The organism is Levilactobacillus zymae (assembly GCF_032190635.1).
GTDB lineage: Bacteria > Bacillota > Bacilli > Lactobacillales > Lactobacillaceae > Levilactobacillus > Levilactobacillus zymae_A.
Genome location: NZ_JAVLAS010000006.1, coordinates 15533 through 29239, shown reverse-complemented (window position 1 = coordinate 29239; position 13707 = coordinate 15533). Strand labels below are relative to the sequence as shown.

Below are 13707 nucleotides of genomic sequence, written 5' to 3'. Positions count from 1 at the left end.
CTTTTGAGTATCTATATTATATCTATTAGTATCTAAATTATTAGTATAGTCTAGATCTTGTCTCTTTTTGAGAAGTCCGCTTGTACCAAGGGGTTCAGGCGATTTTAATGGCTCTCGCTTAATATAAACGTCTTTTGCTGTTACTTCCAAATCTGCCAAATATAATCTATTTGGTTCGTTTTTGCCTGATCTTGGATTAAACCCCATATGTTTTTGATACAAAAGGTTTGCGTCCATTAATTCGTGTTTAATCTTATTGATTTTATTATTTGACCAGTTTCGTAAATCTTTTAGTTCATTGTTTGTGTATATGAAATATACGTTGTTATTTTCGTCAACCCAATTATTGCTTAGTGAGTAACTTAGACGATCGCGTAACACCGAATAAAGTAAAATGGCACTATCGCTAAAAGATCGGTAGCGTCAAGAAGATAAAATATGTATCTCTGTTAAGAAGCTGTCTAAAATCTCTTAAGTAATAGTGCTAAAAACGCTAAAACGACCATTTGCAGACTGGTGGTTAATTGACGCTCACAATTTTTCCAAAGTCGCCGACAATTCTCTAGCCAACTAAAAGATCGTTCGACTACCCAACGTTGGGGCATGACTTCGAATCGATGCAACTCATTGCGCTTCGCAACCTGCACGGTTGCGTTTAAATTACTGGCTACATCGAGCTGAAAATTAACGCCTGAATAACCACCATCAACTAAGACATTTTGAACCTGGCGTAAATGCATGGCATGTAAAGCGATCATTGCACTGGCCCCGTCTCGATCAGAGACGTTCGCTCGCGTCATGTGAATGGCCTGCGGAAAGCCATTGATATCAACTGCCAGATGGCGCTTAATCCCCGAGATTTTCTTACCAGCGTCGTAACCTTTGTTTTCAGCAGTAGCGGTGTTTTTGACGCTCTGAGCGTCAACGATAATAAAGGAAGTTAAAGCTGAACGTCCTTGGTAAGTTCGCCGAGCAATGACAATTTTTTTAAAACTTGTTCCAATAAAGAATCAGCCGTAGGCTCAGCTTTAGTTGACCAAATTTTGTAATAGTTGTAAACTGACCGCCATTCTGGGAAATCACCGGGGACTTGACGCCATTGGCAACCGGTTTTCAAGACATATAGGACCGCACAGAAGACCTCGTAGAGGTCATATTTTCGAGGCTTAGTTCGCTTACGAAAATTTTCTAAAGCTGGTCGAATTAATTCAAATTGTTGCCGAGTAATATTGCTGGGATAATTTTTCATAGCTCAAACTCGCTTTTTACATAGAAGTATATCAAAAATCATAGATCTTGGACAGCTTCTTAAGGCCAAGCACATGGTTGCCAAGTATAACGAAAAGATCGCCAACCAACGGAATAACTACCTGCACAATCTCAGTAAACAACTCGTCGAGCAGTACGATCTGATTAAGATAGAAGATTTGAAAACCAAGAATCTTCTACACAATCATCAGCTTGCTCGGGCAATTGCTAACCAAGGTTGGCGAGAACTACGTTCTCAACTGGAGTATAAGTGTGCTTGGTATGGGAAACAGTTGGTCACTGTGAACCCGAGGAAAACCAGTCGAATTTGCAGTAACTGCGGATTTGATGACGGCAAACACACTTTAGATGTTCGTGAGTGGACTTGCCCTAAATGTGGCATAAACCATGATCGTGATATTAACGCGGCCAAGAATATCTTAAGCGCTTAACCGACTAATCAGGCTCGGAACGAGCCCTAGTAAATAGCCGTAACCTCTGAACGTAGTGCTAGTCACTAATGTTGTAAGTCAGCGGTGTTCCTAGAAGCTCGGTCATTTATGGCCGAGTAGTTCACATCATCAAAAAATATGCAAATACCATGGATCGCACACTGTTCAGCCAGATGCCTACTGCCGTATTACGTATACAAAATTATGGTTCTATGTCAACTGTTGTTGGTAATTCCATTTATAAAATTGTCTAATCCTTTGAGATTAGGCAATTTTTTTTGAGCCCAAATGCCAGATGAATCCTTAATCTAAAGCTTGTGAAACAGCCAAAGCCGTACGCAACTCGCTTTATTACCTTGATTTTGTTATTAATACCCTCCATTGGACCATTTGAGAATTCATATCTCAATGCATTATCAACCGATTCTCGGTTCTCAACCAGTGCGTTCAACGCCTTCGTCATTTCTTCTGAGCCATTGTCTTTTCCGTCTAGAACTGTTTCTAGTCGAGCGATGTCACGGTACCTAACGGCACTCATGACCGTCTGTAACTGGTTATATGCTTCGCGTAATTCTTCGTTGATATCAAGAAGATATTCGACTACGCTATTCTCAGTTTGGCTTCCAGGAATGTTAGTGTAATTAGAGTACTTCTTTAAGTCCAACTTCTCGTTGGGCTTAAAGAACAGTCGCCAGTAACGCTTTAAAGCCTTATATTTCATGTTTGAAGGCGCATAGGATTTCATGATACGAATCCTTACTCGAGTGAATCCCCGCATCACGGAGTTAACGATGTGGAACCGATCGGTTACCACAATCGCATTTGGAAAAATAGATTCAGCTAGTTTGGGATAAGTGTAGTTCATATCTGTCACAATGACTTTGACGCTTTCTCTAGCTTTCTTCGTATAACGTTTAAAGTAATTCTCCAAATCATAGAGTGTCCGCGATTCCAGAATGTCCAAGAATTCACACCGAATACCATCCATAAATACAAAGCTCATGGATCCCTTTGCGTCTTTGGTAGACTTGACCTCATCCATGTTAATTACAGCCGGTAACCAGTCAAAACGCGTTTTGACGTTGCCCTGATAGCTTCTCATGATTCGCAGGACCGTTGTACTTGAGATGCTTAATTCGGTAGCGACATGACGCATCGAAACTGTTTCACTTAATTTTAGAAAACAGGCAAGTTTGCTTGTGTTAGAGATGGTGTGGTTTCGTTGAACTAGTGGTGTTTCCGCAAGAAAGTATTGTAGGCAGTGCTTACACTTGAAGTCCCGCTTTTTAAGATGAAGCTGGACATCCCGTTCGGCAGTTCGAGGCAATTTAACATTGGCCCAGCGCCAGCCATATTTGATAATACTTTTTTGGTTTAAGACACCACATTTGGGGCATGCTTTTGGACGATAGTCCAAAATTGCCTGCACTTTAAGTGGGCCCATCATTTCCAAGGGGTTCATCACTTTTAACTTTTTGATGTTGGGGTCTTTTATCCCCAGGATAATTTTAGTATCATTAGTCATAGGATATAGTCACTTTCTCTTTCTTGAAATGTGGTAGTGGATGGATATAGGTCTGCGACTATATCCCTTTTTTGTACATTTTTTTACATTCTTTGATTATACAAAAATATCCGTTGCCAGTAATCAAATTCATTTGATTACCAACAACAGATATTTTAGAACCAAAATTATATAATCAAGTTGAATATAAAAAAAGCCTGAATCTAAAAATTCAGGCTTTCTTACTATAAATTAATATTTACTATTAACCGAAGACGCTAACGGCACCAGTATTAGTAGTATTAGCAGAACCCTTAACTTCCTTAGCATTGTATAAAGCAAATACAGTACCATTAGTAGTGTAAGTACCAGCAAGACCAGAAGTTAACGTGTAGGTGGTGTGATAAAGTTGTGGTGAGAAAGTTTTCCCCTTCGCATATGGCTTAGTATGACCATTAGCATTAACAGCATCAGGAGAGTCAGAAGGAACCACATTACCCTTAGCATTCTTAGCATAAGGAACTGAGGTCAAAGTGTTGGCCTTGTTAATAGTCAAGAAGTTTTGAACGTCAGCAGCGGTGTAGTTAGCACCATTAGCGCCAGAGAAGGCAGCAGTTAACGTTGGGAACTTTACTTGGTAAACCAAATTAGCTTTATCTTTCAAAGTAGCATTAGAAGAGATCAACTTAACTGGTTTTTTAAGACCGTCTTGGTAGTATGCAGCGATGCTTTGAACAGCTTGAGCACCCTTAGTAACCGTTAAGCTAACTGTATCACCGGTCTTTGCAGCATACAAAGCAGCTTTGTTAGCAGCATTGCCTTCTGAGTAAGTATAACCGGTACCCTTTAATAGTGACTTACTCCATTTCTTAGTTGCCTTTTTAACCGCATCATAACCAACAGCAGTACCCTTAGCATTTGCCTTAGCAGTACCAACATTAGTGTTATTAGCGTTGTTTGCAGTCAACTTAGCTAAAGTAGTGGACTTTACAATCGTACCATCAGTAGCAACAAGGTTTACCTTAACATCAGTTGCTTGGTTGTAAATAGCGGAAGCATCAGTCGTAACGGCCTTGCTGTAGATCCAACCATTAACCGTAGGGTTTTGTTGGTCTTCAACGTAGTAGTATAATGAGCCTTCACGAGTCTTAGTTTCAGCCTTAGTGACCTTTAAAGTGTCACCGGCGAAAGGAGTGGTGTTCTTAACAACTTTAGAAGCACCAGACTTGTATTGAGTGTACTTAGGCGCAGTCCAGGTAACATGCTTAGTACCAGGATTAGTGAAACTAACAGTCTTACCAATCATGCTGTCAGTCGTGTTAGCAGTAGTCGTTTCAGCAGAAGTAATCCCGCCGCCGAACGTACCTTTAACCTTACCACCGTAAACATAACCACGGTACTTTTGGTCCATGGTTACAACACGGTAGTATACGGAACCACGGTTAGTAGTCTTAACACCGTAAGCACGGAAGTAGTTAGCGGACTTCTTGGAATCAGCTAAGTCCTTCATGGTTGCCTTAGAAGCAACAACCTTGGCACCCTTAACAGTACCTGGCTTAGTGTAAAGGGCGTGAGTACCATTAGCTTCTACGTTACGCTTAGTAGCGTCAGTAGTCAGCTTGCTGTAAGCACCGGCAGTTGCATAGCTCTTAGCACTTGCAGTAGTGGTAGTAACAGCTGAAAGACCAGCTAAACCTAACACTGCAGCGCCTACATAAATAGACTTTGCGAATGATGAACGCATAGATGAAAACCTCCTAATAATTTCTTTTTAGCAAAAACATTATGTAAATGTCCACAATCATTCTTGCTAACGGCAATTATAGCATACGTTACCAACTATGCCAAAAGAAAACTTTAACAAATTCACGAAAAAGTCATAATCACTAAAATAGTGCACAAAAAAACCCTTCAACAGGTCAGCGGAAGGGAAGAATCATGGACTTCATCTATGCAGGTACAATTATATCTTATATGTAGCAAAAAAGCAATGACGACGAAATGTTTGTAATAAAAAAGGACGCCCTGCTTGAAGGAGCGTCCGATCTTCAAAGAAGGAAAAAACCAACTCTAAAGAAATCTCTTAATGTAGACTAACATCTATTTAATATAATGTCAATAAGAATAGAAAGAAGAACGTTTCCATTAAGTTACTAACAGTAGTAGAGAACAAGCAAACCTAATAACACTTACCATCATCTCATTGCTTAACATGCTATGGTTGATAATACAATTAGCTATACCGATTCTTACTTTACATAAGGCGGCTTATCCCAAGTAACCACCTCACGCCCTGGTACTTCCACATTCCGTTATTTTTCGATTGTGAATTTGTCCAAAAAAGAAGTGGTATAGGTCGCAGATTGGCTTTAATTGGGGAAAATGAGTTTGTGAAATTCACTGAAATTACGTCTAGGCCATTCCCTTGAATTCAACTGTCTCATTCTTTGTATTAACCAAAAACTTACCGACATTCCCCTGATACTTCACGGATACTTTAAAGGAATACTTGTAATTTACCCGAGTGTATCGAATACTACTAATTCTTCCCTGATACCCTTGACTACGCAAAACTCTCTTCACTTGGTTCCTTTGTCGCTCAGTAATTCTTGCAGAACTCCGATAGATTGTCTTCTTAATGATCACATCTGGATTCAATGGAACAATGTAATCCTTACATTCCAACAATTCCACCAACTTTCTTTTTTTCTTTGGAATTTGACTTGACGGGTTACGGTTTTCCATTCAGTTTAGAGGGAGTGACGTTTTGAGCGCAGAATTGTTCCCTGGAATCAGCTATTTAGAATAACTGAACCAGAGTACAATTCTACTACTAAAAGTCTCCCCTTAGTTCGTCGGTCGTTAACGCCCGTCGCTTGTCTGTACAATTGCGGTATTGCTACCACCACTCATTATAAACCTACGTTTTCGGTTTAGCCTACTAAAAAACGCCCTAGTAGGCGTTGATGATACGTATTTATGTTTGTTCGATCACCAACTAATCAATGGCACCAAGCCGAAGCTTCGTTTTACCACCCACGCCGTTAATGGTCGCGCTCACCATTCACCACCCAGCCGTACAGATGACCTTGTTGTGGTATAGCCAGACTTATTGAAGTCGCACTGGCAAACGTGTCCCCTTGGATTTAGACCCCAGCTTGTCCCCTAGGGCTTTAAAAATCGCACCGGCCATGATATAATAATCTATAAATTATAAGATTGTTTGGCGCTCACCAACTCCAATTGGTGGGTGTTTTTTTGTATTCACTTACAAGGACAATTGTATTTCTCTTAATAAAATAAATCAACACTTTTTTAAAAAATGTATACATTATTACATTAGTATTTGTAATAATGTAATAATTAGTATTTGTATACTCGATCAAAACGCCTTTATTGCAGCCTACATAGAACCCATGTATACATTTTTACTTTTACACGTTTGTATTTGTATACATGTACTAATTTTTGTGCTATGATTTAAGAGCATTACACTACATATTTATGAGGTGATATTTTGGACAGTAAAGTCATAACATTTTCAAACTTTAAAGGTGGAACTGGCAAGACAACCAATAGTACAATGACTGGTATCGAGTTGGCACGTCGTGGGTATAAAACACTATTAATAGATTTGGATCCTCAAGCTAACGCAACTAATTTATATTTAAAAACTAAAAATAACGTCGGTGGTGAAGTAACTTCTTTTGATGAAACCTTGATGACCGCAATTAAAAACAAAAACCTCAAACCGGCTATCATCAACGTTATCCAAAATTTAGATATTCTTCCATCCTCAGCTGACTTTTCTTTATATCCTAGATATATGGAGAATATAATTTCTGACTACACCGATCGTGTAAAATACTTGTCTACCTTAATAAATCCGTGGAAAGATGACTATGACTATTTGTTGGTCGACGTTCCACCTACAATTAGCCTAATCACAGACACCGCATTATATATGACTGACTACGCAATTGTCGTTCTTCAAACTCAGGAAAGATCGCTTCAGGGTGCCCAAGCATTTATCAAATACATGCAAGATCAAATTATCAATGAATTCCACGCTCCGACATTAGATTTACTAGGGATATTACCAGTTTTGCTGAAAAATGGTGCTCCTGTCGATAAGAGCACCTTAGCTAAAGCAATCGATATCTTTGGAAAAGAAAATATTTTTGACATAACAATCAAAAATATGGAACGCTTAAAAAGATATGATGTAACCGGGGTGACATTTAAAGATCAGTTTGATAAAGCAGTTCAAGACGTATACTCCAACGTTACTGATGAAATATTTAGCAGAATGGCTGGTGAATAGAAATGAGCGGATTATTAAACAATCCCAATCTGAAGAAACAACCAAAGACAGACCCACTTGATCGTGGACAAGATATTAAACCCAAAAACACCTTTACTACAGATGACCTCAAAAGTAATAATTACAAACCATCAAAACTGGAAAAAAGCGTTGCAGATTCTGTTACTTTTTATGCTAACGTTAGAATTAACAACCATATTAAAAACAAAGCGGAAGCCTTATCTGGAATTGGTCTATATAAATCTCAAAAAGATGCCATTGATAACGCATTAGACTATCTCATTGATTCTTTAGACGCTGAAGACAAGCGAAAATTTACTTTTCAATTAGATATTCTGGAGAGTAGAGACGCCCGAACTAAGGGAAAATAGTATGGCGCGCTCAGACGACACGTTCACTTTTTAGACGTATACTTGTCCGCTTAAATGAAGCAGAATGCACACAAAAAATCCCTATATTATGCGGAGTAGGGGCCTTTTTTGTCGTTACTTTATAATTCCCAAGAGATACTTTGAGTGCCCCTGACAGCTTCATAAGGTAGCATTCGTATGTATCTGGTATATTTATAAAGAGATAATAAAAGGACCCCCTAGCGATAAAACTAGAGGGCCTTTTTAACTCTGCACAAATTGATGAAGGTAGTATTTGAGGTGAAATGCTATGGTGTTCATGATAGCACTAATTAGTATATAGGAAAAGCCCTTACCAGAATATAAGTAAGGGCCCACCACTCAATACATGAAAGGGCATTTTCATGCTTCTTGATAGTATCATTTTTTCAGACAATAAAAAAGCCCTCAGTGGGCAGAAGGAGGGCTTCTTAGTAATACCAATTACTACATATTGTAGATGTATATGAAGCGACTACATAATAACACTTTTCAGACAATAAAAAAGCCCCCATTAACCAGAAAATGAGGACTCAGAAGAAGATGATGCGTATTATACACGCATATATATTGTAATACTTTTAGTGTATAAGAAAAGCCCTTACCAGACTGAGAGTAAGGACTCACAAACCGTAAATGAAAGAGCATTCTCATGCCTCTTAATGTTAACATTTTTTCATGTAATAAAAAAGCACTCTAGCGAGGAACTAGCGAACTTTTTTAAGGCAAAGATTTTCTGGAATAAAATCTAAGCAAGAGGTAGATTAACTCTGGGACAACCAGATTATAACACTTTTAGTGTACAAAGAAAGCCCCTACCTATGGGAGTAGGGACTGGCTAGTACATGATTGCAACAATCCAAAGTATCACCCAAGCAATGGCACAGATTGCCCCGACCATACCCCAATCAGCAAAAATAGATACTAGAAATATCCAGAAGAAAGCCTTACGAAGCGTTTTCAAGTCGGAGTATGAGAGTTGGGACTTACCCTGGGCTTTTCTTCTATCTGACCTTTGTACTCGATTATCATGGTGATACCAACGGCTAACCGCCGCTATTTTAAAAATATCTCTGAACATTCTTACATATCTTCTTTCTTAGTTGCTTTCTGGGATAAGTACCCGTTCATTAGGCTTAGCGAGTCCATTCTTGTTTTCTTCTTCAGCACGAGAATTAGTTACCATCTTAATACTAGACCATGGGAGAAATAACTGGAAACTTTTCCAAGCGCTGCTAACCGTTTCATCCGGGATAATATCGGATACCTCGTTCTGGACAATGGACAATGCGGTATCTTTGACCGTTTTAACTGATAGAGAGTGATTAGTACATCCAATAATATCACCGAAGGCCATCATTAAGGTAAGTTGAATGGAATGGTTAACCTTGTCCACAAATACCTCTTGGGCGATATCATCACCGAACCAGTACGTTACGGATGACTGACTAATGACTGAGTTAGCAGTAAATTCACATGTATTAACCAGTGACCAATCAACCTTTGCCAGAGGAAAAACTACATATACCGGCTTATGCATCCAAACCTTAGCAGAATCGATGTACCGCTCGAAGTAAGGCTTGGAGAATCGATTAGTAGGTACTTCAGCAATGGCGTGCATTAATCGAAGAATGGTAAGAATGTTGGTAACTTTCCGTTCCTTCACTCCTGTTTTTTCGGAGATATCCCGGGAACTCATGCGTGTACATGGTAACTCTTGGTCTGTTGGATTGACGTACCATGAGATACTCAAGGCAGTAGTATACACCGCTTTTAGCACTTTTAATACGTCCTTATCCCGCTTGATGAACGCCTTTAAGCCGGGGTCTTTAATCGACCCATAGACTGATACCATGCCATAATTGGCGGAACATACATCGACCAAGGACTCGTTAAAGTCTGTCAAATCTGCATCAGCATTACTATCAGCGTTGTAAAAAAAGTTGGTAAAAGGCTTAACAAAGTTTGCAAAGTCCGAGCCTAACACCTTCATTGTCAGTTCTAGCACCGTATATGATGAGTGCTCATGACCAGTTGAAAAGAATACTTGTAATCCTTTATGAGCACCTCTGGAAGCTACTCCACATCTACTAGGCTCACCAGTTATCTTAGCGAGGTTACAACAATCCATCTTTTCTTCCAGAGAATGCCCAGTAACATTCTCAGAATCGTATAAATTATACACAATTGCTCTATTTTCTAATGTATTCCAATGCTTAATCAGTTCCATATTTTTGAATTTCATTCAGTTTTTTCTTCTTTCTAGTTTTATTCTTATATAGTATAAAGGCAACATGCATCCATATTTATATATCTTAGTTGCCCTTTTCTTCTCTTCGAATATAATGTATCACAGAAAAGATTAATACTAGAATCAGTAAATTTAAGAAAAAAGGTATTGTGTGTCCTATTATAGTATTTTGAGTCATTAACTATTGACTTCATAATAACTTTCTCAATCGTTCAATGGGTGAACTAACCGGCAATTATTGTAAATATTACATTTTCATTACATTTTATGGCTAAGCAGAAGAAATAACGCTAATCCCTTGGCAGAGTAAGGACTAGCGCTGATATTAAATTTATTTTTGGGGGTATCGAAAAAGTGCTAAAAAACGCGAAATGAAAGTTTTTTTAGCAATCCTTATTTCGCGTTTTTTTAAGTTCAACAATCGTTGTTATAACAACGTTACAAGAGGTTTTTACCATCGAAAAGTGGGGCGTACTAATCTCTTAATGCACCTCACTTTTCTCCGAACGTGATTCAACATTAAGAGCAAGTCAAAACCCTTCATAGAAGGTACCCAGAATTGAAAAAGTAGTCTCCAATAACAATCCAAAGTAATGGAAAGAAATCAATAGAATTGGTTTTAGTATCTTCTCAATCTTCAAGAGGTCTTACCAGAAGGTGCCTTGGCACCTTATCCCCCTGATAAAGGGTCGAGGTAGAAGTGGTTCTCTTCTAGCCCGAAAGCACTGGGTCCTAAATAACTATTACCAATTTTCTACCAATTGTTTGGCTGAAGACCACAGCCATTCAGGGGCTCTGGTTCGCCCCTAAAGACCCTACATCTATCCGAAAACCATGATAGATTGTTAAGGGATATTTGAGGATTGGTTAACCATTAGTTCCCATTCTATTCCTGTTCTATCAATGGATTCATATCTGTTCTATTCCCGCTCTATCAATAGGTATTACCCGTTCTATTAGTTGATTAAACCTAGTTGCTTAGCATGCATCAAACTTTTTCTATTATTCACCTCTAAGAAGCTCCTTAGCCGTCATTGGATATTATCTGGGATAACCACAAGGGTTGATCAGCAACCCACTCAGATAATGCTCTCAAGAATATCATTAGGGGAAATGATGACAATATTCCTCCAAGTAATCACAAGTAGTGCCTGATCCAATACTATTAACGAAGAAAAATTAAAAAATGATAATAATGTTTATGTATGGAATTTCCATGGGTTCTCCATTCACCTACCCTGTAATCATTTAGAGAAAAAATTATCCATTATTACTGTGACGTTCATATTATACACGTTCAAACATATTTTAGTGGGACTCCTAATAAATTACGACGATTTTGGATACATGGGACTCATAATTCGGTAATTGTTAATGCTAAGTCGTATTATTTTACAGGGGCACTGACTCAAATGTTTAAAAATGCTAAGTGGCGATCATCGGGTAAGGGTAAATACCAGCTTAAAGGATATCAGTACAATAATAGTTTTAGGAAAGGGTATTATAAATTGACTCTTGGTCGGGTAGGTAAGCATTTAGCAATGTATGATTATAAGGGTATCCTGATCTTCATTCGAGGCATACGAGAGTAGGATTCTAATGTGGATTTTAATAGGTCTATTTCGTTTCAGAAGGATTATTTATAGGGGGTCTTAGTGAAACGTAAGACACCTACGTGTGCTATCTGACGGGTAACGTAGATTATATGGGGGGGAATAGGGCAATTTTATATGGGCGGGGGTCTATAGATATGCATCCCAGCTGAATAATAGTTGATACGAGCGCCCCCCGTTGTGCTAGTTAAAATGGAACAATGGGTAGTAAATAATTAGATTCACTAAAATAGGTGTTATTTATTACAAATAACACCTTGAAATTACTTATTTATAAAGAGATAGTATTGTGAAAGTGAATATTAGGTGTTATAATTATAATATAATAAAAAACGATACCTAATGAGGCGATACAAATCGTAAAGCAGCTGGTACTACCTATCAAAGATTCTAATATTTTAAGTCAGATTAAGGATACGTTGTTAAATAATTTTATTTACGGGCGCCGTAACTACACCGTATTCCAAGTCGGGAAAGCCACCTTATTGCGGGTTAGCGATGTACTAGCCCTAAAGTATGCGGATGTATTCGCTAGTGATGGCAGTGTTCAAAGTCATGTGTCGATTCACGATAAGAAGACGGGAAAGCCCCTCGATTTAAAATTGAAGTGCAACACCTGCTCTACTAGACCAGTTCTTTATTCAGACTAGTCAAAAAGGCCATGAAGACCTATTCTTAATTCACCACAAACAAGAAAGAGGTATCTTCATGACCCGAATTAAGAATATCATATCTAATCAGTATCACCAACTCAATTTAGCTGAACGTGGTCGAATTGAAGCCCTAAGGGGCTTAGATTGGTCCATCCGCCAGATTGCCAAGGCTCTTCATCGTAATCCCAGTACGATTTCGCGTGAATTAAGACGGGGGACAACAACACAGATTAACGCTAATACTCGTATCTTCGAACAGTCATATCTGGCGGAAACTGGCGAAGCAGTTTATCGTAAGCACCGGCTAAACAGCTGTTATCGTGGACTCTTTGATCACTGTCAAACCTTCTGTAATGCTTTGGTTACAGCTTTAAAAGCTCGCCCCAGAATGCATAGTGTGGATACTTTTGTTCACCAATTCAAGACTAATTACCCAGGAGTTGTCTGTCCCTCAACACCGACGGTGTATCGATACATTGATGACCAGCGTTTAACTATCCGTAATTCAGACCTACCAGCTAAACTCCGTCGCCGAGTCAAACGTCCCGGAACAAAGCATCACCGAATCAATAAGAAGAATCTGGGCCATTCAATCGAAGAGCGTCCCACTGTGGTTCAAGCACGTCAAGAGCTTGGACACTGGGAAGGTGACTTGGTCAAAGGTAAACGAGTTGAATCTGAGCCAGCATTAATGACTTTGACTGAACGTGTTAGTCGTTTAGAAATCATCGTTAAACTTCCCAATTATCATGCCGACACTTGCTTGAAAGCCCTCCAGAACACCTTATATGACTATGGAACTGAGTACTTTAAAACCATTACTTTTGATAACGGTGCCGAGTTCTCAAGCTTGAGCCAAGTGGCGGGAACGGACATCTACTTTGCCCATCCTTATTCACCATGGGAACGCGGAACCAATGAGAACACTAACGGCCTTTTGCGCGAGTTCTTCCCGAAGGGTAGATCCTTGGTTTTGGCCTCACTCATTGATATTCAGCTGGCTCAGGATACCTTAAACAACCGGCTGCGGCGTTCATTAAACTATCGTTGCCCAGCCGATCTAATGCCTGAACTAGCTTAGCAACTAGACCACTTCTAAGAATAGATTCTTAGTGTTGCACTTGATTTGACAATTGAGGGCTTTTTAAATTTCTAACTTAATTTTACAAACCGGGAACCAAAAAACAAGGCAATTATAAGCGCCGTTCCCTTATTTAGGTGTTTATTTAAAAATTCACCTGAATTGTCAAATCAAGTGCAACACTCACAACCC

7 protein-coding genes and 3 pseudogenes are annotated in these 13707 nt (G+C 39.0%); 5 read left to right on the top strand and 5 right to left on the bottom strand.

Going from position 1 to position 13707, the window contains the following annotated elements; translation table 11 throughout:
* Both RI501_RS13790 and RI501_RS13670 read right to left on the bottom strand, forming a co-directional pair.
* Window positions 1-423, bottom strand: a pseudogene (locus tag RI501_RS13790) (replication initiator protein A); the annotation flags it as partial.
* A 38-nt stretch (window positions 424-461) separates the two neighbouring features.
* A protein-coding gene (locus tag RI501_RS13670; RefSeq protein ID WP_080487858.1) for an IS5 family transposase occupies window positions 462-1249 on the bottom strand; the annotation gives its coding sequence in 2 pieces (ribosomal slippage) (window positions 462-991 and window positions 991-1249; 789 coding nt in all).
* Window positions 1250-1310: 61 nt separating this feature from the next.
* On the opposite strand from RI501_RS13670, the pseudogene RI501_RS13665 reads away from it, so the two are divergent.
* A pseudogene (locus RI501_RS13665) lies at window positions 1311-1700 on the top strand (RNA-guided endonuclease InsQ/TnpB family protein); the annotation flags it as partial.
* A gap of 250 nt (window positions 1701-1950) precedes the next feature.
* Here RI501_RS13665 and RI501_RS13660 read toward each other — a convergent pair.
* Both RI501_RS13660 and RI501_RS13655 read right to left on the bottom strand, forming a co-directional pair.
* Window positions 1951-3225 carry an ISL3 family transposase gene (locus RI501_RS13660; RefSeq protein WP_313820033.1) on the bottom strand — a complete coding sequence of 425 codons (1275 nt, stop codon included), beginning with the start codon at window positions 3223-3225 and terminating at the stop codon, window positions 1951-1953.
* Between the two features lie 244 nt (window positions 3226-3469).
* Window positions 3470-4948, bottom strand: coding sequence for a hypothetical protein (locus RI501_RS13655; RefSeq protein WP_313823641.1), 1479 nt, complete (start codon window positions 4946-4948; stop codon window positions 3470-3472).
* Window positions 4949-6721: 1773 nt separating this feature from the next.
* On the opposite strand from RI501_RS13655, the gene RI501_RS13650 reads away from it, so the two are divergent.
* Both RI501_RS13650 and RI501_RS13645 read left to right on the top strand, forming a co-directional pair.
* Entirely contained in the window at window positions 6722-7528 is an 807-nt protein-coding gene (locus tag RI501_RS13650) for a ParA family protein (protein ID WP_010010558.1), read from the top strand.
* Window positions 7529-7530: 2 nt separating this feature from the next.
* Window positions 7531-7899 carry a DUF5388 domain-containing protein gene (locus RI501_RS13645; protein WP_313823637.1) on the top strand — a complete coding sequence of 123 codons (369 nt, stop codon included), beginning with the start codon at window positions 7531-7533 and terminating at the stop codon, window positions 7897-7899.
* A gap of 1117 nt (window positions 7900-9016) precedes the next feature.
* Here RI501_RS13645 and RI501_RS13640 read toward each other — a convergent pair.
* Window positions 9017-10162 carry a hypothetical protein gene (locus tag RI501_RS13640; RefSeq protein ID WP_313823635.1) on the bottom strand — a complete coding sequence of 382 codons (1146 nt, stop codon included), beginning with the start codon at window positions 10160-10162 and terminating at the stop codon, window positions 9017-9019.
* A gap of 1975 nt (window positions 10163-12137) precedes the next feature.
* Between RI501_RS13640 and RI501_RS13635 the strand changes: the two are divergent.
* Window positions 12138-12389: pseudogene (locus tag RI501_RS13635) on the top strand (site-specific integrase); the annotation flags it as partial.
* A gap of 100 nt (window positions 12390-12489) precedes the next feature.
* Window positions 12490-13515, top strand: a complete 1026-nt coding sequence (locus tag RI501_RS13630; RefSeq protein ID WP_313823633.1) for an IS30 family transposase — start codon at window positions 12490-12492, stop codon at window positions 13513-13515.
* The last annotated feature ends 192 nt before the right edge of the window (window positions 13516-13707 follow it).